The following is a 21,257-nucleotide window of genomic DNA, read 5'->3' as shown; positions in this document are numbered from 1 at the left end:
CTTTCGCGCAGTCCACCGCTGGCGGGCCGTCATGTCCTCAACGACGGCCACGAGCTCAGGAGTGCTGAGTTCACATGCTCAAACCCGTACGCATCAAGTTTCTGATCTCCGGTCTTGTGGCGGCCCTGGCCGCGACTTTCGCCGTCCTCGCCGTGCACACCGGCCCCGCGGCCGCGCACGGCAACGTCGTCGGACCGGCCTCCCGCAACTACGGCTGCTTCGAGCGCTGGGGCTCCAAGTTCCAGGACCCGGCCATGCAGACCGAGGACCCGATGTGCTGGCAGGCCTGGCAGGCCAACCCGAACGCCATGTGGAACTGGAACGGCCTCTACCGCGAGGGTGTGGCCGGCCAGCACGAGACCGCCATCCCGGACGGTCAGCTGTGCAGCGGCGGACACGCCGAGAGCGGCCGGTACAACGCCATGGACGTCGCCGGTGACTGGAAGGCCACGTCGATCGGCAACTCGTTCACGGTCTCGCTGTTCGACGGTGCGCGGCACGGCGCCGACTACATCCGGGTCTACGTGACCAGGGCCGGATACAACCCGGTCACGACCCCGCTCAAATGGTCCGACCTGCAACTGATCAAGACGGTCCCGAACACCCCGGCGGCACAGTGGACGCAGCAGCTGTCCAACGGTGTGCAGATCGACATCCCGGCGAGCGTGTCGGGACGGTCCGGGCGGGCCATGGTCTACACGATCTGGCAGGCGAGCCACTCCGATCAGTCCTACTACTTCTGCAGCGATGTGAACTTCGGCGGTACGACCCAGCCGTCGCCGTCCACGTCCACGCCGGGCTCCCCCTCCCCTTCGACTCCGACCTCCCCGTCACCGTCGGCCTCGGTCTCGACGCCGCCGGTCAACGGCTCCTGCGCCGCCACCCACACGGTGACCTCACAGTGGCAGGGCGGCTACCAGGGCGAGGTCAAGGTGACCGCGGGCAGTGCCGCGATCAAGAGCTGGACGGTGACCCTCACCTACCCCGGCACACCGCCGATCCAGCAGGCGTGGAGCGCGACGCTCACCACCAACGGCAACTCGGCGCAGGCCACCAACGCCTCCTACAACGGCAGCCTGGCGGCGGGCGGTAACGCGACCTTCGGTTTCCTGGCCTCGGGCAGCCCGGTCGCACCCACCCTCACCTGCTCGGCCACCTGACCTTCCCCGAAGCGGTTCGTCTTGTTACAGTGCGGTTAAGTGGGAGCGCTCCCAAGATCCCCCGCCGTCCCCCACAGCAGAACGGAGGCAACCGCAACCCTCCGCGTGGCACGGCTCCGGCCGCGCAGTGCCGTTCACTCCCGGAACGAGGCAGCCCCAACCCCGTTCCCCACCTCCGTCCCCTCGGAGGCGCACCACCCAGCCGTGGTCCCCGCCGCGGCTGATCGCACGACCAGCGGCCCCGGGATATGCAGCCCGGGGCCGCTGCCGGGCGTCCCATCCGGGTCACCCTGGGCATTCCAGCTCGGGCCGACCCCGGGCGTTCCTGTTCGGGGCCCCAAAGTCTTCCTGCCCGGAGTCGCCCCGGCTGCGCCCACCGCTGCCCCGAACCGTGAGACAGCCGCGATCCTCCCGGCTGTGCCTCACCGCCGGACGTGGTTCGGGACGGCGCGATGGTGGCGCGTTCCATAAGAATGCGTCCATGAGTATCCACGGGGAGCTGAGGAACACGGCCGACGTCATCGCCAGACCCGAGGTGCCAACGCCTTCACGGCGAGCGGTTCGCGCGGGGTGGGTCGCGGCGATCGCCGCGACCGCCGGGTTCATGCCGCTGCACGTGGTGTGGGCCGCCGGGATTCCGCTGTTCGCGGACGAGCAGCGGTTCGAGGTGTGGCACGCCGACGGTGGCGCGGCCTATCTCTGGACGTTGAACGCGCTCGCCGTACTGCCGGCCGTGCTGGCGTTCGCGCTCATACGGCGCTGGGGGCTCGAGTTCCCGCGCTGGGTGCCGAGGCTCGCCGGACGGCGGGTGCCCCGGCTGCTGCTCGTCGTTCCGGGGTATGCGCTGGTGGTGGCGCTGAGCGGGTACACGGCTCTCGCCGTGGTGCTGTCGTTCGTCCAGTGGGACTCACCGGAGGTTATCTTCAGCCCGTGGACCGGCGTCTACGGCGTGGTCCACTTCGTCGTGTGGATCAGCGCGCTGGCCGTCGCGACCCACTCCTACGCGAAGCGAACCCGTCCCTGATCTGCTCGAGCCGTGGCGCGATCCCGCCATAGCCAGCACATGGACGAGTCCGGGATGGGAGGCCGGCTGTGCCCTATGGCTGCTTCCAGGCCGGGAAGGGTGCACGAGACAGGGCCGGCCGATCGAATAGCGGGAATGCGGCTTCCCTTTGCGACGCGGTCGATACGGAAGGCCGCAGGCCGGACCATGACTGCGGAATCCCGCGGGCCGGACCTAGGCTGCAGAAAGCCGCACGCTGGACCACCACTGCGGAAGGCCACGGGTTGGACCTCGACCTGCGGAAGGCCGGCGGGTGGTCAGTGGGCTCCGGTTTCGAGGGCTCGGAGCAACGGTGCCAGGTCTTCCGGGTTCTGCACGACCGTGGCCAGGAGAGCTTCGGCCTCGGCGGCGGTCAGGGCCGCCGGGTGGGTGATCCGGGTCAGTGGGACTCGCGCGGCCGTGGCGTGGAACTCGTGGATGAACGGCGCTGTGGAGTTGACGTATCGGAGCGCGATTCGGCCACGCCACTCCAGCGCGACCGCTGTGGGGGTCACCGGGGTAAGGCGGATCCGGTGGTGGGCGGCGTTGTCGTGGCCCAGCAGGTAGATGCCGAAGGCCATGTCCTCGTCGGTGTCGGGCTCGTCGTCCGGGCCCTTGTAGTCGTCGACGGTGAACTCCATCGGGCGCGCCGTGTTCAGCGGGCTGGACGCCGTGGCCGCCAGGAAACCGCTGTGGTCCCAGAACGTCGAGGACAGCGTGCAGCGGTGGTAGTTGGCCCAGACGAACGGCTCGTTCCAGGCGTCCGGGCCCTCGTCGGCGTCCTCGTCCTCGTCCTCCGGGTCGTCCACGTCCGGGTAGCAGTCGCTGACCAGGTGCAGGTCGAACCAGAGACCGGTCTCCGGCTCGAGGCGGGCGGTCCACTCCAGCTCGGCTATGGCGTGGCCATCGGGCCACGGGCTGCCGGGGAAGACGATGAGATCACTCATGCCCTGGAACGGTCTCACGGTCCAGGTCGGCGAGTACGCGCTGGGCGATCCGGAAGGCGGTGTTGGCGGCCGGGACTCCGCAGTAGATCGCGGTTTGCAGGATCAGCTCCTTGATCTCGTCGTCGGTCAACCCGTTGGTGCGGGCTGCCCGTACGTGCATCGCCAGCTCCTCATCGTGTCCGAGTGCGATCAGCGCGGTGAGGGTGATCAGCGATCGTTCGCGGCGCTGCAGGCCGGGGCGGGTCCAGATCTCGCCCCAGGCGTACCGGGTGATCATGTCCTGGAAGTCGCGGGTGAAGGCGGTGGTTCCGGCGGTGGCCCGGTCGACGTGGGCGGGGCCGAGCACCTCGCGGCGGACCCGGATGCCGGCCGCGCGCTCCTCGTCGAAGTGCTGGTCCAGCAGGAACGCCACGAGCTCGGGGTTCTCGGCGGGAGCCTGGTGGCCGACACCGTCGAGGACCACCAGCCGGCCGTCGGGCACTGCCGTGGCGATGGCCGACAGGAGCGCCGGCGGGGTCGGTTTGTCCTCGGCGCCGGCGACGGCCAGAACCGGGGCGGTGATCCCGGCGAGCCGGTCGCGGACGTCGAACCCGGCAAGCGCCTCGCACGCACCGGCGTAGCTCTCGGCGTCGGTCGCGCGCAGGGCGGCGATCAGCGGCTCGGTGCCGGTGAAGCCCGGCGCGAACCAGCGTTCCCGCGAACCGGCGACCACGGCCTCGATGCCCTCGGCCCGGACCAGTTTCGCCCGGTCGTGCCACATCTGCGGTTCGCCGAACTTCGCCGCCGTGCAGAGCAGCACGGCGGCGGTCACGCGGGAGGGAGCGTCGAGCAGCAGCTGCAGGCCGACAGCGCCGCCGAACGAGTCGCCGGCGTAACCGAACGGCTCGCCCGGACGGATTCCGTCCGCCAGCGTGAGCACCTCGCGGGCCAGGCCGGCGACCGTGAACGGACCGGCCGCCGGGGCGCTGCGCCCGTGTCCGGGCAGGTCCCAGCCGACCACGTGGTACCGGCCGCGCAGCCGACCGGCGCAGTCCGCCCACAGCGTCTCGGCGCTGGTCCCGATCGAGGAGCCGAGCAGCAGCAGCGGCCGGTCCGGCGCGTCGGTGAAGGTGGTGGCGGTCAGCACGGACTCTCCTCAGCACGGTCAGCGAGGCCGACGGCGGCGGCCCGGGCCATGGCGGCGTCGATGATCTGGTCGATGGCGCCGGGATAGGGATCGCCGGGTGCCGTCTCCGGGACGATCGAGCGCTGCTCGGCGTCGATGCCGGGGCGGGCGGCGGCCAGGTTGGCGGTCATCCAGGAAGTCTCCACCTGCAGGCCGGCCAGCAGCTCGGCGGTCTGTGCGCCGGCGGTCACGGTGCGGCGGGCCAGCGTACGCAGGGTGGCCCATTCGACGTGCCAGCCGCCGTCCGGGCGTTCGTCGACGGCGGCGGCCGCGGCCGCGTGCACGGTGGCGGCCAGGAACGGCCCGGCCAAGGCTGCCCGGCGGATCAGGATCGACAGGACCGGGTTCTGCTTGTTCGGCATGGCCGACGAGCCGCCACGGCCGGGCACCGTGCCCTCGGACAGCTCGTGCACCTCGGGCCGGGCGCCGACGAGCACGTCGTTGGCGATCCGGCCCCACGCGTCGGTGCAGGTCACGAGGGCGTCGGCGATGCCGGTGAGCGGGGCCCGGGCGGTGTGCCAGGGGTCGCGGAACGGCAGGCCGAGGCTCGCCGCGGCGGTCTCGATCAGGTCGCGGACCACGGCCGGGGAGCCGGTCAGCGCGACCGGTGCGGCCAGGCTGCCGGCGGCGCCGCCGACCTGCGCGGGCAGGTTCGCCGCGGCGGCGAGGCGGTCCCGGGCGTCCAGGACTCCGGTCAGCCAGGAGGCGGCTTTGAGACCGAAGGTGATCGGTACGGCGTACTGGGTCAGAGTCCGGCCGGGCATAGCCGTCTCCCGGTGCTCGTCGGCGAGCCGGGCCAGGGCGGTGGCCTGGGCGGCCAGGTCGGCGCGGATTCGCCCCGCCGCGTCCGACAGGCACAGCACCATGCCCGTGTCGATGACGTCCTGGCTGGTCAAGCCCTTGTGCAGCCACTGCGCCGCGGCCGGGTTGCGGGCCTGCAGGCGGGTACGCAGCAGCTTGAGCAGCGGGATGAGCGGGTTGCCGCCGGCCTCGGCGCCGGCTGCCACGAGCGGGACGTCGTCGGGGCCGATCAGATCCGCCAGATCGTCGCGGGCCTCGGCCGGGGCGACGGCGTGCAGCACGAGCGCGTCCAGCCAGGCGGCTTCGACCCGCACCATCGCCGAGCAGACGGCCGCGTCGGTGAAAAGGTCACCGGCGCGGTCGTCACCGGGCCACAACAGGTCGCTCATCCCGTACCGCCGCAGGGGTTGAAAAGAGGGTTGGGGCGAGCGGGTTTCAGGCCCACGCGTCGGCCAGCCGCGGGTAGGTGAGGAAGATCGTCTCGCCCTCGCCCTGCAGGTGCACGTCGAAGACCAGGCCGCCGGCCTCGCGGGTGGCGATCAGCGTGGACCGCCGGGCCGGATCGACCGCGCTCAGCAGCGTGTCCGCGGCCAGGGCTTCGGCGTCGCCGGGCAGGTACGCGCGGGTGAACAGCCGGTCGAGCAGGCCGCGGGCGAAGACCGTGACGGCGAAGAACGGGGCCTTGCCGGTCTCGGGGGCGCCCGGTTCGAGCGTGGCGAACTGGTAGTGCCCGTCCGGGTCGGTGGCGGCCCGGCCCCAGCCGGTGAAGGTCCAGCCGTCGCGGCGCAGTGAGCCGGGCCGGCGCAGGATGTGGCCCTGCGGGTCGGCCTGCCAGATCTCCAGGACGGCGTCCGGGACCGGGTTGCCGGCGCCGTCGTAGACGTGCCCGTGCAGCCGGACCGCCTTCGGGTGACTCGGCGGGACCAGCTCGTTCATGCCGTCGAACGCAAGGCCCAGGTGGAAGAACGGGCCGACGGTCTGGCCGGGGACGGCGCTCATGCGTTGTCATCCTCAAGATCGGCGACGGCTGAGACGTCGGCTTCGAGCGGGGTGCGGTGGGTGCCGGTGAGCACGATGTCCCAGCGGTATCCGGTGCTCCACTCCGGGGTGGTCACGTCGTGGTCGTACTGGGCGATCAGCAGGTCCCGGGCCTTCGGGTCGGTGATCGACTGGTAGATCGGGTCGAGCGGGAACAACGGGTCGCCCGGGAAGTACATCTGGGTGACGAGGCGCTGGGTGAAGTCGGTGCCGAAGATCGAGAAGTGGATGTGGGCGGGCCGCCAGGCGTTGACGTGGTTGCGCCACGGGTACGGCCCCGGCTTGATCGTCTGGAAGCGGTACGTCCCGTCCGGCCCCGTGAGCATCCGGCCGACCCCGGTGAAGTTCGGGTCGTGCGGGGCCGGGTGCTGGTCGCGCTGGTGCCGGTACCGGCCCGCGGCGTTGGCCTGCCACACCTCGACGAGCTGGTTCGCGACCGGGCGGCCGTCACCGTCGAGGACCCGGCCGGTGACCACGATCCGCTCGCCGATCGGGGTGCCGGCGTGCTGGATGGTCAGGTCGGCCTCGTCGTCGGCGACGTCGCGGTGGCCGAAGACCGGCGCCCACAGCTCGACGGCCTCCGGGTCGATCAGGTGGGCCGGCTGCTTCGGATGCCGCAGGACGCTGCTGCGGTACGGGGGATAGTCGATCTTCGGCTGCGGACCGCCGGGCTGCTGGGCAGCCGCCTCGATCTCCCGGTTGATGTCAGCTTGTGACGACTCCATGTTCACGTTCCGGACGCTAGGCGGTCGCACGGGCTTCGGCGATAAAGTTCTTCCACTGAGCGGAAGGGGGTCGGTGTGGGCGCCACGGTCACCTCTCGTGCGCTGGACATCCTCGGGGCCTTCGACGGCGAGAATCGCAGCCTCACGCTGACCGATCTGGCCCGCCGCGCCGGTCTGCCGCTGGCCACGGCGCACCGGCTGGTCGGCGAGCTGCACCGGTGGGGCGCCCTGGCCCGCGAACCCGGCGGTGAATACGTGATCGGCCGCCGGATCTGGCAACTCGGCCTGCTCGCCCCGGTGCAGAGCGGACTGCGCCAGGCCGCTTCACCATTTTTGCATGATTTGTACGGGACGACGCTCGCCACGGTCCACCTGGGCGTCCGGGACGGCCTGGAGGTGCTGTACGTGGAACGCCTGGCCGGTCACGTGTCGGTTCCCGTGGTCAGCCGGGTCGGGTCACGCCTGCCCATGCACGCCACCGGAGTCGGGAAGGTGCTGCTCGCGTACGCCCCCGAGGAGGTGCGCCTGGAGGTTCTGCAGAACCTGACCCGGATCACCGCCTACACGGTGACGCAACCGGCCCGCCTGCTGGAACAGCTGCGCCGGGTCCGGGCCGAGGGCTACGCCACCACGGGCGAGGAGATGAGCCTGGGCGCCTGCTCGGTCGCGGTCCCGGTGCGCAACGGCGACACCGTGGTCGCGGCGCTCGGCATGGTGGTGCCCGACCTGCGCCGCCAGCTCCCCCGCCTCGTCTCGGCGCTGCAGGTGGCGGCGCACGGGATCAGCCGTACCCTCGCTTCCGTTCAGTGGAAATAGGGTCTTGTGCCCCGGCCGGGCGGGACACAACGCTGAGGGCATGCGTACCCAGGTCGCCATCATCGGCGCAGGCCCGGCCGGTCTGCTTCTCTCCCACCTCCTCGCCCAGGGCGGCGTCGAGTCCGTCGTTCTGGAGACCCGCTCGGAGGAGTACGTCGCGGCCCGGATCCGCGCCGGCATCCTGGAGCACTCCAGCGTCGAACTGCTCGAGGCGGCTGGGCTCGGCGCGCGCATCCGGGCGGAGGGCGACGAGCACCGCGGCATCTACCTGCAGTGGCCGGGCGAGCGGCACCACCTGGACTTCGTCGACCTGACCGGGCGCAGCGTGTGGGTGTACGGGCAGACCGAGGTGCAGAAGGATCTGATCGCGGCGCGTCGCGCGGGCGGCCAGGAGATCCACTACGAGGTGTCCGACGTGGCCCTGCACGACGTCGAGGAGCGGCCGTACGTCACCTTCACCGACGTGTCCGGCGCGCCGCAGCGGATCGACGCGGTCGTCATCGCGGGCTGCGACGGCTCCTTCGGGCCCAGCCGGAGCGCCGTCCCCGCCGCTCAGGTCTTCGAACGCGTCTACCCGTACAGCTGGTTCGGGATTCTCGCCGATGTCGCCCCCTCGACCGACGAGCTGATCTACGCGTGGCACCCGGACGGATTCGCCCTGCACTCGATGCGTTCCGAGAGTGTGAGCCGCCTCTACCTGCAGGTTCCCAACGGCACCGACCCGCAGTCGTGGTCCGACGACCGGATCTGGGGCGAACTCTCGAAGCGCCTCGGGCACGGCCAGAACGGCTGGAAGCTCAACCCCGGACCGATCACCGACAAGAGCGTGCTGCCGATGCGCAGTTACGTGCAGACGCCGATGCGGCACGGCGAGCTCTACCTCGCCGGCGACGCCGCGCACATCGTGCCGCCCACCGGCGCCAAGGGCCTCAACCTCGCGATCGCCGACGTGGCGCTGCTCAGCAGGGCACTGATTTCCAAGATCAAGGACAAGGATTCGTCGTACGCCGACGCGTACTCCGACCACGCGCAGCGCCGGGTCTGGCGCTGCACGCATTTCTCCTGGTGGATGACGACCATGCTGCACACCTCGGGCGACCCTTTCGACGCCGAGCTGCAGCTATCACAACTTCGGTGGGTCGCCGGCAGCCGGGCCGGCGCCACCGGACTCGCCGAGAACTACGCCGGACTGCCCATCGGGTACTGAGCCATCGGGTACCGAGCCATCGGGTACCGAGCCGCCGTCCGGCGGGTTGGTGGCCTCGATCGTCGGGGGCGGCGGCGCGTGGTCGACCGCCTCCCGGTAGGTGCCGGTCGGCAGCGTGGACGGGCTGGCGCCGGGCGGGACCTGCCCGTTCGGTGCGGCCGGCTCCCGGGCCAGCAGGCCCTTGGCCAGCGACGCGACGGTCGCCAGGAAGGCCACGTTGAGGGCGCTCTCCCAGTCGAACGTCGTGACGTCGAACGCCCCGGCCACGATCGACCCGGACAGCGACGCCAGGAACGTCTTGGCCAGCCGGGTCAGCAGGTCGGGCCAGAAGGCCAGGTTCGTCTGCTTGGAGAGATACTGGACGGCGGTGAGCAGCAGCGACGCGACGAAAGCGCTGAACGCCAGGGTCAGCGAATACTTCCACGGCAGGTCGATGACCGAGCCGACGCCGCCGGCCAGCAGCGTCGCGAAGAACACCTGGCCGGCAGACCAGCCGGCCCGCTCCACGAAGTCGAGAAGGACCGCACGCCACTTGGGCACAACCTCCGCCATGACATCGACGGTCCTCGCTCTGAAGATCATCGATAATCGCCCGAACGTATCAGTTCTCGCAGGGCCTCCCCGATCCCCGGCGGGACCTGGTAGCGCTTGGTCAACCAGGCGAACGTGAACCGGGCCGCCGCCACATTCCCGGTGTAGCCGGGCACCATCGCGGCGAGCGGCAGCACCTCCACCGGGTAGGCGCGCTCCACCCGCCGGGCCGGTTCGAACGCATCGCGGTACGGCGGCTCGCCGCCGGCCAGCCGGAGCAGGGCGATCACCGCGTCCACCGCGCGGTGCTGGATCAGGCGGGCCGCTGCCAGCCGCTCGCCGCGCAGTTCCCGGTGCAGCCCGGAGTAGAGGCTGACCAGGGCGTCGTTGAGGTGGTACTCCTCGGTGTCGTACGGCGGCCGCGGCACCGGCGCGCCGGAGGTGGCCAGGTCGGGTGGCGCGTCCGGGCGTCGCCACACCGTGCGCGCCCCGGCGAACGGCACCCGGGCCAGCTCGGCGACGGTCAGCACCAGGTACTCGACGAACACCCCGTCGGCGTAGAGCGCCCGCCGTCCGCCGCGCCGATGGGCGAACAGGTAGGTGACCGGCGCCGGCTGTTCCAGCCAGTCCGTGCGGTCCAGGTACCGCCACGTCGCCCCGTCCTCGACGATCACGTAGAAGTCGAGGTCGGAGTGCTCGTCGAGGCGGGCCGGCTGGGCGCCGCACGAGCCGAGGCCGAGCATCGCCACCGTGTCCTTGCGTGCCTTGAGTACCTCGGCGATCTCGTCGAGCCTGCGCAGAACCGGTCTCATCCGTTGAGCATCACCGATCCCGGCCGTCCACCCAAGACTTGACTTCGGGGTGCGAGGATCAACCGGTGAGCCGGGTTCATGTCGTGTACGCGCATCCGTCGCCGGAAAGCTTCACCCGGGAGGTGCTCGACGCGTTTCTGAGCGGCGTCTCGTCGTACACCATCTCGGATCTCTGCCTGATGGGTTTTCCGGCCGTCATGCCGGCTCAGGAGTACGCCCGGGGCGCGGACGATCCGCTTCCCGCCGACGTGGCGGTGGAGCAGGCGGCACTGGAGGCGGCCGACGTGTGGGCGTTCGTCTACCCGGTGTGGTGGGCGGACTGCCCGGCCGTGCTCAAGGGCTGGTTCGACCGGGTGTGGACGGCCGGATGGGCGTACCAACCGATGCGGATGCGTCCCGCCAGGCGGGCGATCGTGCTGTGCACCGCCGGCTACGAGATCGCCGAACTCGAGGCGACCGGCCACTACCAGGCCATGCGCGCGGTGATGCTCGGCGACCGCATCGGCGCCCGGGCCGAGTCGTCGGAGTTCGTGCTGCTGGGCGGGTCGGTCCTGGCCGGCAGCGACCCGGCGGCGTGGGCCGCCCGTAAAGCCGCACACCTGGAACGCGCCGCCGAACTGGGCCGCTCAGTCTCGGGCCGCTCAATCAAGGGTCGCTCGGTCTAGGGTCGCTCGGTCTAGGGTCGCTCGGTGGCAACCGTCGGCAGGATCGTCCGGCTACGACCGGGACGCGGATACGCCTCCGCGGCGGCGGCCAGGCGGGCGGCGTGGTCGCGCTGCTTCTGCCAGTGGCCGTACAGCGCACCTCGCCGCGACAGCCGGTCCACCTCGCGGATCGTCGCCGGATCCACGTCGCCGGGTGGTGCGTCGCGCCACGGGGTGCCGGGCAACGGCATGAACGTGTGGGCGTGGATCCGCGCTCCGAGGTCGGCCAGTTCCCGGGCCAGGCTCAGCGAGTCGGCGACGTCGTCCGCGTTCTCGCCCGGCATCCCGAAGATCATGTCCACATTGATCCGGAACCCCTCCTCGATGCCTAGACGGGCGGCCCGCTTCACCTCCTCGACGCCGTGCCCGCGTTTGGCCGCGTCGAGAACCCGGTCGGAGCCCGACTGGGCACCCACGATGATGTTGTTGTTGTCGCAGTACTTCTTGACCAGGCGCAACGTCTCGCGGGTGACGTGCTCGGGCCGGATCTCACTGGGGAACGATCCGAAGAACACCCGCCCGTTCGGTCCGATCCCCTCCCGGCAGGACGCCAGCAACTCCTCGACGGCGGCCAGGTTCGGCTCGTCGGTCTGGCTGCCGTAGCTCAGCGCCGTCGGCGTGATGAACCGGACGTCGCGCAGTCCACGGGCGCGCATCTGATCGACGTGCCAGCGGACGTTCTCCACGCTGCGGTGACGGAACTTGGCCGAGAACATGAACGGCGTCTGGCAGAACCGGCAGGCATAGATGCAGCCCCTCGTGATCTCGAGGGCGTTGAACTTGTCCCACTTGAGGGCGAAGCCGGGGAAGTCGTCGAGGTCGCGCTGCCTCGCCTTGCCGGTCCTGATCAGCTTGCCGGTGGCGTCCCGGTAGGCCAGGCCGGTGATGCCGGTCGGGTCGCCCTTCGCGTCGACCAGGGACAGCAGGGTCGACTCGCCCTCGCCGATCGCCGCCATGTCCCAGCCCGCGTCGAGCGTCTGCACGGGTTCGGCGGTGGCATGCACTCCCCCGGCAAGGTGGGTGACGTTCGGCCCGTCGGCCAGCGCCCGGATCTGCGCCAACTCCTCAGCCAGAGCGGCCGCGTCCGGCGAATAGAACGACCACAGCACGAGGACCCGGGTGTCACCGGCCTCGCGGATGTACCGGGCGGTCTCCTCAGCGCTCTCGCCCAACCGGACGTCGTATCGGGTGGCGGTCTCGTGCTGGCCCAACGCGCCGAGCAGCGCGTGGAAGCCGTACGTCACCGCCTTGCGGTAGCGCAGCACCAGAACCAGCTCGGGACCACTCATGCGGCGATTTTGTCAGCCGCGGGATCCGCGCCACGGCCGAGGCCGCCTCCGCCACTCGGCATTGCCGCCCTAACCCCGGCGTCCGCACCCAGACGTGCGCATGGTCACCGACGAGGACCCCTGGCAGCCCGACGCTGCGGCCGGTACCGCCACCCGCATCGACCTGGTCCGCGCCTGGTGGACGCTGACCGCCGCCGACCGGGAGGTGCTGGCGCTGGTGGCGTTCGACGGACTGGCCCCCGCACAGGCGGCGGTCGTGCTCGGATGCCGCCGGTCCACGTTCACGATGCGTCTCACCCGCGCCCGGCGGCGGCTGCGAGCCGCCCTCGACGTGGGACGAGGCCCGGCACCTGTCGACGACATACGGGGAAGGCAAGACTCCTGGAGCGAAGCATGACCGACCTGACCACGCTGGACCCGGTACGCCATTGGCGGCCCGACGCCGCCGAGAAGGCGCGCTCTCGGGCATTGATCGACGATGTGGTGTCCGGTGACCTCGCCGCCGTCGCGGCACCAACCCCACGTCCGGCCGGGCGCCGGCTGCTCACCGGCGCTGCCGCGGTCGCGGTCTTGACGGTCGGGGCCGTGGCTGCGTCCGCCCTGCCTGCCCGGCGGCACCCCGCGGGCGTACGCCTCGTGGACGCCCGTCCCGCAGAACTTGACCGGCGCCCAGGTCCTGCCCGAGGCCCGGGCGTGTGCCGAAGGATGGGGCGCGAGCTGGGGACGGGCGCCTGTCGCCTCGGACATCCTGCTCGCCGAACGCCGGGGAACCGCCACCCTGCTGATCACCCGCAAGGGCGACACCGGCGACTTGGTCGCCTGCACCGTCCTCGACCCGGCTACCGGCACCACCGGCGCCGAACTGCTCAACCCGGCCGCCGACACCCCCGCCCCCGAGTCGGTCAGCATCCAGAGCATGGGCTCGACCTCCGGCGACGACGACGTCTGGCATTCCGACGTCATCGGACGGGCCGGCCCGTCCGTCACCGGGGTCGACGTGGTCCTCCCCGACGGCGGCCGCACCATCCAGGCCAGCACCTCCGCCGGCTGGTGGGCCGCCTGGTGGCCGGGCCACCAGGCCGGACAGGCCGACGCCGTACGCATCATCGTGCACACCGCCACCGGCTCCCGCACCTACCGAACCGGCGACCTGTAGCACCGGCGAGCGTTGACGTGAACCGTTCTCGACCGGCCGGCTGCGGGCGGACATCCGCTGACGCCGGCGATCAAAACTTCCGAGGAAACTTCCGGAATTTCCCGGAGGATGGAACACCACGCTGTGGACGCGCTAACACTGAGCGGGAGGAAAATGCCTCTGTTCGGCGTTCGTCGGGCCGTCTTCTACCGGAAATATCTCGGAAGTTATTGCCCGCGGCCGATGTTAACGGGCAACATCGACTGTGTTAAATCTTTCGATGGGAGTCCAGTCACCCGACGGGACGGCTCGGGCACTGGCCAGGTAAGGAGGCCACGATGGTGGAGAGAGCCCCGCTCCATCGCGCCGGGATCCGGCGGACAAGCTCAGTAAGGGTCAAGGCTCTGGCCGTCATCGCCACCAGCGTCGTGGCATTGGCCACGGCCGCTATGGTGATGCCGGCCGCGAACGCCGCGGAGAGCACGCTCGGCGCCGCCGCCAAGCAGTCGAACCGCTACTTCGGTACGGCCCTCGCCGCCGGCCGGCTGAGCAACTCGACCTACAGCACGATCGCCGCGCGCGAGTTCAACATGATCACGGCCGAGAACGAGATGAAGCCGGACGCCACTCAGCCGAACCGGGGGCAGTTCACCTTCAACTCCGGTGACCAGATCTACAACTGGGCGACCCAGCGTGGCATCCCGGTGCGCGGCCACACCCTGGCCTGGCATGCCCAGCAGCCGGGCTGGATGCAGAGTCTCAGCGGCAGCTCCCTGCGTCAGGCGATGATCGAGCACATCAACGGCGTGATGGCCCACTACCGGGGCAAGCTGCACTCGTGGGACGTCGTGAACGAGGCGTTCAACGAGGACGGCAGCCGGCGTTCGTCCAATCTGCAGGGCACCGGCAACGACTGGATCGAGGTGGCATTCCGCACAGCGCGGGCCGCCGACCCGTCGACCAAGCTCTGCTACAACGACTACAACATCGAGAACTGGTCGTACGGGAAGACGCAGGGTGTCTACCGCATGATCCAGGACTTCAAGTCCCGTGGTGTGCCGATCGACTGCGTGGGCCTGCAGACCCACTTCACCGGTGGCAGTTCGCTGCCCAGCAACTTCCAGACCACGCTGTCGAGCTTCGCCGCCCTCGGTGTGGACGTGCTGCTCACCGAGGTCGACGTCACCAACGCCTCGACCAGCCAGTACGCGGGCTTGACCCAGGCCTGCCTGAACGTGCCGCGTTGCATCGGCATCACCGTGTGGGGCGTGCGTGACAGCGACTCGTGGCGCTCCGGCGAGAGCCCGCTGCTGTTCGACGGCAACGGCAACAAGAAGGCCGCGTACAACTCGGTGCTCAACGTCCTGAACAGCGTCAACCCGAACCCGTCGTCGCCGGGCCCGTCGAACCCGGGCACGCCGGGCGGCTCGGGCACGATCGCCGGGGTGCAGTCCGGGCGGTGCATCGACGTGCCGAACGCGTCGCAGACCAACGGCACCCGGGTACAGCTCTACGACTGCCACAGCCAGACCCAGCAGCGGTGGACCTATACCGCCGGCAAGCAGCTGCAGGTGTACGGGAGCAAGTGCCTCGACGCGAACGCGGCGGCCACGGCCAACGGCACCGCCGTGATCATCTGGGACTGCAACGGCCAGGCCAACCAGCAGTGGAACGTCAACTCCAACGGCACCATCAGCGGCGCACAGTCCGGTCGTTGCCTGGACGTGTGGGGCACGGCCAACGGCCAGCAGATCCAGCTGTACGACTGCCACGGCCAGACCAACCAGCAGTGGCGGACCAACTTCGGCAGTGGCTCCAGCTCCTCACCCTCGGCCTCGGCCTCGCCGTCGCAGTCCTCGGGTCAGTCGTGCTCGCTGCCGTCGTCGTACCGCTGGTCGTCGACCGGTGTGCTGGCCAACCCGCAGAACGGGTGGGTGTCGCTGAAGGACTTCACCAGTGTCGTCCACAACGGCAAGCACCTGGTCTACGGGTCGTATGTCAACAGCAGCGGCCAGTACAGCTCGATGAACTTCACCCCGTTCACGAACTGGTCCGACATGGCCTCGGCCGGCCAGAACGGGATGAGCCAGGGCACCGTGGCGCCCACGCTGCTGTACTTCGCGCCGAAGAACATCTGGGTGCTGGCGTACCAGTGGGGACCGACCTCGTTCAGCTACAAGACGTCGAGCGACCCGACGAACGCCAACGGCTGGTCCTCGGCGCAGACGCTCTCCACCGCCACGCTCCCCGACGCCCCGTACGGCGTGATCGACCAGACCCTGATCGGTGATGACCAGAACATGTACCTGTTCTTCGCCGGGGACAACGGCAAGATCTACCGCCAGAGCATGCCGATCGGAAACTTCCCGGGCAGCTTCGGCTCGAGCTACACGACCATCATGACCGACACGAGAGAAAACCTGTTCGAAGGCGTCGAGGTTTACAAGGTGGCGGGCCAGAACCAGTACCTGATGATCGTCGAGGCGATCGGGAGCCAGGGGCGCTACTTCCGTTCGTTCACGTCCAGCAGCCTGGGCGGTTCGTGGACCCCGCAGGCGGCCAGCGAGAGCAACCCCTTCGCCGGCAAGGCCAACAGCGGCGCCACCTGGACCAACGACATCAGCCACGGTGACCTGGTCCGCTCCAACCCCGACCAGACCAAGACGATCGATCCGTGCAACCTGCAGCTCCTGTACCAGGGCAAGAACCCCAGCGCGGGAGGCGACTACAACCTGCTGCCGTGGCGGCCGGGTGTGCTGACACTGCAGCGCTGACGACCGCAACAAGCTCCACCTGCTGACCACTCGGGCGTGTCCGGCGCTGCCAAGGCGCCGGACACGCTCCGCTTTGCCCGGCGGACGCGGACACGTCGGGCCGTCGATCCCGCCGGGCCTCCGGGCGGGCCGCCGCCGTCCGAGGTGTTCCTCGCCGACCCATGGGGCATGTTCCGCCATGCGCCGTTCGCAGTCGGCTACGCGGGTCGCGCGCAGCATGAAACCATTCGCGAGACGGCGGAAAGGAACCATCGGTGCCGAGAACTGCCATGTTCGTGTTCAGCTCGATTCAGGCCACCTTGCTGCTGGCAGTGGTGCTGCTGGGGATCGCTGCCCGCCGCCAACGCGAACTCGCCGACAGACAGGTGGGGCACGGCGGCTCGGTGTTCATCACCGACGAGGTGGACATGGCGGCCGCTGACGCCGAGTCGGCCAATGCGGCAGCGCGGCGGGCGCTGGAGGAGGCCGATCGAGCACACGATCGAGCCCTGTGGGCGTCCACGGCACGCGACATCGCGGAGCAGCGCCACCGGCAGGTGCTCAAGAATGCCGAAGCGGCCGGTCAAACTCGTCAGCTCGTGCAGCGCGCGGCTCTGGCCGCATACCAGCGTGGACAGCTGTCCGTCGACGAACTCAACCGGGTCTGGAGGCACGCTGACATCGCGGCGGAATCCGCTCAACGTCCTGTCGCGGTGCCGCTCGGATGGGAGTCGCGGGTGCATGAGGCCCGGCAACGCTACGAGCAGGCCGCGGCCGCCGCGGCGCGGGCTGAGGAAGAGGCTCAGCGGGCGGCCGTCACCGCCGCGGATCTCGCCGATGCGGCGCGGGCCGCCGAGTCGCTCCTGTCGGCGGCCCGGCACTCCGCGAACATCGGCCTGGTCGGACTCCTACGGTCGGCCTGGGCCGAACCCGTCGCCCGTTGATGACGTCGTAGGCCAGCCGTACCTCACCGATCACCTGGCTGAACGTCGGCCGGGCCGACGATCAGCCGGCCAGGACCGCTGAGCCGATCGCGTCGATGGGGGCCAAGCGGACTTGGCCCGCGGGACGACATCCCCTACCGAACACACATGTAGAAGTCGAGGTTTGCGACTGGCAGGCGTAGATACAACCCCGGGTGATCTCCAGGGCGTTGAACTTGTCCCACTTGAGGGCGTCGTTGAGGTCGCGTCACTCGGCATCACGCCGCAGGCCCCGGCGTCCCGTACGGCCCGGCGAACGGCGTGGACTGCCCGGCCCGCCGGGCAGTCCACGGTGGCGGTTCGTCAGGGACGGTGGCGCAGGGCGAGCCGGAAGGTTCCCTCGCCGACGCCGGTGAGTGTGCGGGTGTACTGCCTCAGGTACGTGTCGAGGAACGGCGACCGGTCACCCTGGGTCGGCACGTCGAACCGGGGGTTCTGCAGCGCCAGGTTCAGCCGTGCGCGGGTGATCTCGATCGTGTTGCCGCTCGGGGTGTCTCGCCAGCTCCCGCTGCCGATCGTCCCGATCTGGACACCCAGCTGGTGGCCCGCCTCGAGGGTCCAGTCCGTGGATTTCAGGTCGAACGCGACGCGGCCCGCTCGTTCGATCAGCGCCACGTTCTCGTCGAACATCACCGCGGTTCCGTCCGGGGCGACGTCCCACAGCCGCACCATGATGTTGCCCGGCGCGCTCGCGTGCGACGTGATCTGCGGGGTGCCGGTGATCCGCAGCCGCGACGCGACCGGCGTGGACCAGGTGAAATAGCTGCCCGCGGCCGCCAGCGCGAGGCCCTTGGCGGCGGGCGGGGCGGGATCGGTGTAGTGCTCCATGTCCCACTCCTGACCGGCGGGCACGGCCAGTGTCGAGGCGAGGCCGTCGTCGACGTACTGACCGTCGGCCAGGGCCGCGCTGGTGTGGGAGGACGGCGTCGGCCACGTTTTCTGTGCGCGCCACGCGCCGGTGTTGTCCTCGACGGCGTACGCCGGGTCGTGCACCGCCGGGCGGATGCCCTTCAGGTAGCGGTCGTAGAAGCGCATGACCTCGTCGAAGAACCCGGCGCGACCCATGAGCAGCTGACCCTGGTCGTTGGTCTCGTTGCCGCGGACGTGTTCCCACTGCCCCAGCCAGCCCCGCTCGACACCCTGGTGGTTGTCGAGGAATTCCTGCATGTCCTCGGGCTTGGTGTTGTTCTCGATGAAGCCCTGCGTGACGAAGAGCGGGGTGTTCGTGCCCTTGGCCTGAGCCGCGAGGTTCCGGGCGCGCCAGTAGGCCGAGTCGGGATCGGGGTTGTTGTTGTTCGTGAGGTTGTCGGCGAGGCACTCGGGGTGGCTCTGCTCGTACTGAGCGTTGGCCCGGTAGCGGTCGGTGTCGTCGGGCAGCGGCGCCATCGTGGCGATGCTGTTGTAGGCGTTCGGGGTGCCGGTCACGTTGGGACGGGGAACCCGGTTGCTGAACAGGTAGTTGTACATGTCCCACACCGGCTCCTGGGCAACGACGGCCTTCAGGGCCGGCAGGCGCAGGTTGTTGCCGACGAGCCCGGTGACGGCGTCGTACGACTTGCCGTACATGCCCACCTTGCCGGTCGACCACGGCTGTTTCGCCGCCCACTGGATCGCGGCCTTGACGTCGGCCTGCTCACCGGGACCCACCCAGTCGAGGCAGCCGGTGCTTCCGCCGAAGCCGCGCAGGTCGACCATGACGTAGGTGTAGCCGCGGGCGAAGAGCCCGGTACCGCTGGTGAAGTCGGCGAAGCGGCTGGACGGGCCGGTACGGGTCCACCCCTCCGGGCCGGTCTGGCCCGCGTGGCTGAAGTACGAGCTGACGGCGAGGATCACCGGCGTCCGGGCATGCGACGGCAGGTGCGTCGGCCGCAGGACGTCGGCGTGGAGCTCGACGCCGCTGTTGTCGGCGGAGGGGAAGTAGGCCTCCGTCCACACCGCACCTTCCGGCACGCGGGGGTTCTCCTCGTGGGTGACGCCCGGTGGCGCGACAGCGGCGGCGGTCGCCGGGCTGCCCACCGCGAGAGTGGCAATCGTGATCAGCGCGCCGGCTGCGGCTGCTGCCCGTCTGCGTAGGTTCATCCGATCTCCAAGAATCGACTAGCCATTGAGTGGCGTCGATAAGTTTGCCAGGATGACGCCATGACGACGGGGCGACGGTTGTTCTCGGCACTGTCCATAGCGGCGCTGGTGGTGGCCGGCGCCGTCAACGCCGCACCGGCGACGGCCGCACCGCCGCCCGTGGATCCGGACACGCCGTGGCGCATGCGGCACTGGCCGCAGACCCAGCCCTGGCAGCTCGACGAGGCGGTCACCCTGGGCGGCCCGGCAGGCGCGCCGCAACCGATCGACCCCCAGCACTACGAGCTGCCGGACACGATGACCTGGGACGACTACCGGGCCGTGCCGGGCACCGACTGGGCCGACCCGTCGGTACGCGGCTCGGAACGCACCTTCAACGGGGCGCTGGTGCTGGTCGACTACCCGAACCAGCCGTTCGTGGTCACTCAGCCGGCGAACTCGACGATCTACGGGAACCCGTCCGGCGTACAGAATCTGGATCGTTCCGAAGTGCCGGCGTTCTACCGGGATTTCCTGAACAAGCCGGGGACGCTCAACCGGGGCCACACCATCCACGAATATTGGATGGAGGACTCGAACGGGCGCTTCGGTATCGACCTGAGCGCGTTCGGCGTCTACCGGATGCCGCACTCCAGTCACGAGTACGGCATCGAGAACTCCATGCAGCGCGGACTGGGCTGCCCGGCCGACGACGTGTGCGGGCGTGATCTGCGGGCCGACGCCCGCGCGGCCTGGCTCGCTGCCGTCGGCGAGCAGGAAGCCGCCTCGTACGACTTCGTCTTCTTCCTCTCGGCCGGCCAGGACGAGTCGGCCACCTGGCAGGAGTTCGGCCAGATGAAGTTCACCACCAAGGAGGAGGTCAGCGAGGAGTTCGGCCCGCCGGACGAGTCACTGACGAACTGGAACGCGACCCGTTACGTCGAGTGGACCTCCTGGCAGGCCTCGGCCAACATCTGGCCGAACGCCACCCAGGGCAGCTCACTGCAGGCGGAGAGCTCGGGCATGTCGACGTACGCGCACGAGTTCAGCCACATCCTCGGCATCGGCGACAACTACAACAACCCGTACTCGGTGCCGGCCCGCCGCGATTACAGCGGACCGTGGGAGATGCTGAGCCGCGGCACGTTCAACGGCCCCGGCGGACCGCACAGCCGGTGGCTGATCCCGGGAACCGCGGGCTCGTCGATGGGCGCACAACACATGCTGCGCAACAAGATGAAGCTCGGCATCGTCGACGACACCGCGGTGCTGAAGCTCTCCCGCGCGGCCCTGGCCGAGTCCGGCGTCGTGGTGACCCGGGTGACGGCGCGCGCGGTCGATCCCGGCCCTCACCGCCTGGCCGGTATCAACGTCACCCTGAACGGCGGCGACCGCGGCCCCGCCTGCGACACCGCGACGGACCCGTACTGCGACGGCGGCCGCTACGACAACTACACCCTGGAAGTCGTCGACCGGATGGGCTTCGACTCGTTCACCCCGGACTCCGGTGTGCTGCTGGCCAAGACGAAGAACGCGGACTCCGCGCCGTTCATCTGGACGATCGACGCCAACCCGCAGGACATCGACAAGGTCGACTTCGTGCTGCCGGACGGCACGCCGCAGAAGATGACGGTCGGGGACTACCGGCAGCTCTCCGACGCGTTGTTCCACGCCGGCACCGGGTCGGGCAGCCTCTTCGAGTACGCGGACACGGCCAACCGGCTGCACTTCTACGTCCTGGACCGCAAGCGGGACCGGCACGGCGTGCTCTCGTACGAGGTCGCGGTCCGCTCCCTCGACGGCGCGGGGCCGTCGGTCCGCGGGGTGAAGGCGTCGCCGGCCACCGCCCGCCCCGGGCCGTCCGGCTGGGCCCGGTGCACGATTCCGATCCGCAACACCGGCCGGGACGCCGACGTCTTCCGGATCTCCGCGCCGGGCGCGGTGCTGCCCCGGGAGGTCGTCGGGGTGGCGGGCCGTCAGCCGGCCTCGGTCGAGGTGTACGTCAAGGGTGTGCGGGCGGTGGCGGTCGAGGTGAGCTCGGAGAGCGACCCGGGCGCGACCGCCGTGACGTCCTGCACCGTGCGACGGTGA

19 protein-coding genes are annotated in these 21,257 nt (G+C 70.2%); 10 read left to right on the top strand and 9 right to left on the bottom strand.

Annotated features, from left to right (window positions below):
* The first annotated feature begins 74 nt into the window (after window positions 1-74).
* On the top strand, window positions 75-1,160 hold the full coding sequence (locus CLV67_RS38090; RefSeq protein WP_106327452.1) for a lytic polysaccharide monooxygenase auxiliary activity family 9 protein: 1,086 nt from the start codon (window positions 75-77) through the stop codon (window positions 1,158-1,160).
* A gap of 481 nt (window positions 1,161-1,641) precedes the next feature.
* On the top strand, window positions 1,642-2,184 hold the full coding sequence (locus CLV67_RS38085) for a hypothetical protein (protein WP_106327450.1): 543 nt from the start codon (window positions 1,642-1,644) through the stop codon (window positions 2,182-2,184).
* A 296-nt stretch (window positions 2,185-2,480) separates the two neighbouring features.
* Here CLV67_RS38085 and CLV67_RS38080 read toward each other — a convergent pair whose 3' ends face one another.
* Genes CLV67_RS38080 through pcaH form a run of 5 tightly spaced genes read right to left on the bottom strand, consistent with a single transcriptional unit; the run spans window position 2,481 to window position 6,878 of the window.
* Window positions 2,481-3,149, bottom strand: a complete 669-nt coding sequence (locus CLV67_RS38080; RefSeq protein ID WP_106327448.1) for a hypothetical protein — start codon at window positions 3,147-3,149, stop codon at window positions 2,481-2,483.
* The gene (gene pcaDC, locus CLV67_RS38075) at window positions 3,142-4,275 is read right to left on the bottom strand and encodes a bifunctional 3-oxoadipate enol-lactonase/4-carboxymuconolactone decarboxylase PcaDC (protein ID WP_106327446.1); all 1,134 of its coding nucleotides are present in this window, start codon (window positions 4,273-4,275) and stop codon (window positions 3,142-3,144) included. The genes CLV67_RS38080 and pcaDC overlap by 8 nt, the downstream gene beginning before the upstream one ends.
* Window positions 4,269-5,504, bottom strand: coding sequence for a lyase family protein (locus tag CLV67_RS38070; protein ID WP_106327444.1), 1,236 nt, complete (start codon window positions 5,502-5,504; stop codon window positions 4,269-4,271). Before CLV67_RS38070 ends, pcaDC begins: the two co-directional genes overlap by 7 nt.
* A gap of 46 nt (window positions 5,505-5,550) precedes the next feature.
* A complete protein-coding gene (gene pcaG, locus CLV67_RS38065) occupies window positions 5,551-6,114 on the bottom strand; it encodes a protocatechuate 3,4-dioxygenase subunit alpha (protein WP_106327442.1) in 564 nt (187 codons plus the stop codon).
* Complete coding sequence (gene pcaH / locus CLV67_RS38060; RefSeq protein ID WP_106327440.1) at window positions 6,111-6,878, bottom strand: protocatechuate 3,4-dioxygenase subunit beta; 768 nt, start codon at window positions 6,876-6,878, stop codon at window positions 6,111-6,113. Before pcaH ends, pcaG begins: the two co-directional genes overlap by 4 nt.
* A gap of 75 nt (window positions 6,879-6,953) precedes the next feature.
* Between pcaH and CLV67_RS38055 the strand changes: the two genes are divergently transcribed.
* Both CLV67_RS38055 and CLV67_RS38050 read left to right on the top strand, forming a co-directional pair.
* Complete coding sequence (locus CLV67_RS38055; RefSeq protein ID WP_106327438.1) at window positions 6,954-7,694, top strand: IclR family transcriptional regulator; 741 nt, start codon at window positions 6,954-6,956, stop codon at window positions 7,692-7,694.
* A 40-nt stretch (window positions 7,695-7,734) separates the two neighbouring features.
* On the top strand, window positions 7,735-8,901 hold the full coding sequence (locus CLV67_RS38050; protein ID WP_106327436.1) for a 4-hydroxybenzoate 3-monooxygenase: 1,167 nt from the start codon (window positions 7,735-7,737) through the stop codon (window positions 8,899-8,901).
* On the opposite strand, the gene CLV67_RS38045 is transcribed toward CLV67_RS38050, so the two are convergent.
* The gene (locus CLV67_RS38045; RefSeq protein ID WP_106327434.1) at window positions 8,818-9,453 is read right to left on the bottom strand and encodes a holin; all 636 of its coding nucleotides are present in this window, start codon (window positions 9,451-9,453) and stop codon (window positions 8,818-8,820) included. The two genes, CLV67_RS38050 and CLV67_RS38045, sit on opposite strands and share 84 nt — an antisense overlap.
* A 26-nt stretch (window positions 9,454-9,479) precedes the next feature.
* Window positions 9,480-10,244: a hypothetical protein gene (locus CLV67_RS38040; protein ID WP_106327432.1), complete on the bottom strand. Its 765-nt coding sequence runs from the start codon at window positions 10,242-10,244 to the stop codon at window positions 9,480-9,482.
* 65 nt (window positions 10,245-10,309) lie between these two features.
* Here CLV67_RS38040 and CLV67_RS38035 point away from each other — a divergent pair, with 65 nt between their 5' ends.
* Window positions 10,310-10,909 (top strand): NAD(P)H-dependent oxidoreductase, encoded by a 600-nt coding sequence (locus CLV67_RS38035; RefSeq protein ID WP_106327430.1) that lies wholly within the window; start codon window positions 10,310-10,312, stop codon window positions 10,907-10,909.
* A gap of 11 nt (window positions 10,910-10,920) precedes the next feature.
* Here the strand turns inward: CLV67_RS38035 and CLV67_RS38030 are convergent, their stop codons facing one another.
* Window positions 10,921-12,237, bottom strand: a complete 1,317-nt coding sequence (locus tag CLV67_RS38030) for a TIGR04013 family B12-binding domain/radical SAM domain-containing protein (RefSeq protein ID WP_106327428.1) — start codon at window positions 12,235-12,237, stop codon at window positions 10,921-10,923.
* Window positions 12,238-12,337: 100 nt separating this feature from the next.
* On the opposite strand from CLV67_RS38030, the gene CLV67_RS38025 reads away from it, so the two are divergent.
* The 4 genes from CLV67_RS38025 (at window position 12,338) to CLV67_RS38010 (ending at window position 17,069) form a co-directional block, all read left to right on the top strand.
* Window positions 12,338-12,634, top strand: coding sequence for a sigma factor-like helix-turn-helix DNA-binding protein (locus tag CLV67_RS38025; RefSeq protein WP_106327426.1), 297 nt, complete (start codon window positions 12,338-12,340; stop codon window positions 12,632-12,634).
* Window positions 12,635-12,895: 261 nt separating this feature from the next.
* Complete coding sequence (locus CLV67_RS38020) at window positions 12,896-13,393, top strand: hypothetical protein (RefSeq protein WP_106327424.1); 498 nt, start codon at window positions 12,896-12,898, stop codon at window positions 13,391-13,393.
* A 317-nt stretch (window positions 13,394-13,710) separates the two neighbouring features.
* On the top strand, window positions 13,711-16,146 hold the full coding sequence (locus tag CLV67_RS38015; RefSeq protein ID WP_106327422.1) for a non-reducing end alpha-L-arabinofuranosidase family hydrolase: 2,436 nt from the start codon (window positions 13,711-13,713) through the stop codon (window positions 16,144-16,146).
* Window positions 16,147-16,400: 254 nt separating this feature from the next.
* Window positions 16,401-17,069, top strand: coding sequence for a hypothetical protein (locus CLV67_RS38010; RefSeq protein ID WP_146169449.1), 669 nt, complete (start codon window positions 16,401-16,403; stop codon window positions 17,067-17,069).
* 342 nt (window positions 17,070-17,411) lie between these two features.
* Here the strand turns inward: CLV67_RS38010 and CLV67_RS38005 are convergent, their stop codons facing one another.
* On the bottom strand, window positions 17,412-19,187 hold the full coding sequence (locus CLV67_RS38005) for a CocE/NonD family hydrolase (protein WP_106327418.1): 1,776 nt from the start codon (window positions 19,185-19,187) through the stop codon (window positions 17,412-17,414).
* Window positions 19,188-19,247: 60 nt separating this feature from the next.
* Here CLV67_RS38005 and CLV67_RS38000 point away from each other — a divergent pair, with 60 nt between their 5' ends.
* Window positions 19,248-21,257, top strand: coding sequence for a M6 family metalloprotease domain-containing protein (locus CLV67_RS38000; RefSeq protein ID WP_106327417.1), 2,010 nt, complete (start codon window positions 19,248-19,250; stop codon window positions 21,255-21,257).

This window comes from Actinoplanes italicus, assembly GCF_003001815.1.
In the GTDB taxonomy this organism is placed as follows: domain Bacteria; phylum Actinomycetota; class Actinomycetes; order Mycobacteriales; family Micromonosporaceae; genus Actinoplanes; species Actinoplanes italicus.
The sequence above is the reverse complement of the archived record's forward strand: the minus strand, read 5'-3'. Positions and strand labels throughout refer to the sequence as shown.

Excerpts from the sequence above, each read along its gene's own strand:
- pcaH (WP_106327440.1), bottom strand. The coding sequence starts at position 6,878 with ATGGAGTCGTCACAAGCTGACATCAACCGGGAGATCGAGGCGGCTGCC.
- CLV67_RS38045 (WP_106327434.1), bottom strand. The coding sequence starts at position 9,453 with ATGGCGGAGGTTGTGCCCAAGTGGCGTGCGGTCCTTCTCGACTTCGTG.
- CLV67_RS38030 (WP_106327428.1), bottom strand. The coding sequence starts at position 12,237 with ATGAGTGGTCCCGAGCTGGTTCTGGTGCTGCGCTACCGCAAGGCGGTG.
- CLV67_RS38085 (WP_106327450.1), top strand. The coding sequence starts at position 1,642 with ATGAGTATCCACGGGGAGCTGAGGAACACGGCCGACGTCATCGCCAGA.
- CLV67_RS38005 (WP_106327418.1), bottom strand. The coding sequence starts at position 19,187 with ATGAACCTACGCAGACGGGCAGCAGCCGCAGCCGGCGCGCTGATCACG.
- CLV67_RS38025 (WP_106327426.1), top strand. The coding sequence starts at position 12,338 with ATGGTCACCGACGAGGACCCCTGGCAGCCCGACGCTGCGGCCGGTACC.
- CLV67_RS38080 (WP_106327448.1), bottom strand. The coding sequence starts at position 3,149 with ATGAGTGATCTCATCGTCTTCCCCGGCAGCCCGTGGCCCGATGGCCAC.
- CLV67_RS38070 (WP_106327444.1), bottom strand. The coding sequence starts at position 5,504 with ATGAGCGACCTGTTGTGGCCCGGTGACGACCGCGCCGGTGACCTTTTC.
- CLV67_RS38015 (WP_106327422.1), top strand. The coding sequence starts at position 13,711 with ATGGTGGAGAGAGCCCCGCTCCATCGCGCCGGGATCCGGCGGACAAGC.
- pcaG (WP_106327442.1), bottom strand. The coding sequence starts at position 6,114 with ATGAGCGCCGTCCCCGGCCAGACCGTCGGCCCGTTCTTCCACCTGGGC.
- CLV67_RS38000 (WP_106327417.1), top strand. The coding sequence starts at position 19,248 with ATGACGACGGGGCGACGGTTGTTCTCGGCACTGTCCATAGCGGCGCTG.
- CLV67_RS38050 (WP_106327436.1), top strand. The coding sequence starts at position 7,735 with ATGCGTACCCAGGTCGCCATCATCGGCGCAGGCCCGGCCGGTCTGCTT.
- CLV67_RS38040 (WP_106327432.1), bottom strand. The coding sequence starts at position 10,244 with ATGAGACCGGTTCTGCGCAGGCTCGACGAGATCGCCGAGGTACTCAAG.
- CLV67_RS38090 (WP_106327452.1), top strand. The coding sequence starts at position 75 with ATGCTCAAACCCGTACGCATCAAGTTTCTGATCTCCGGTCTTGTGGCG.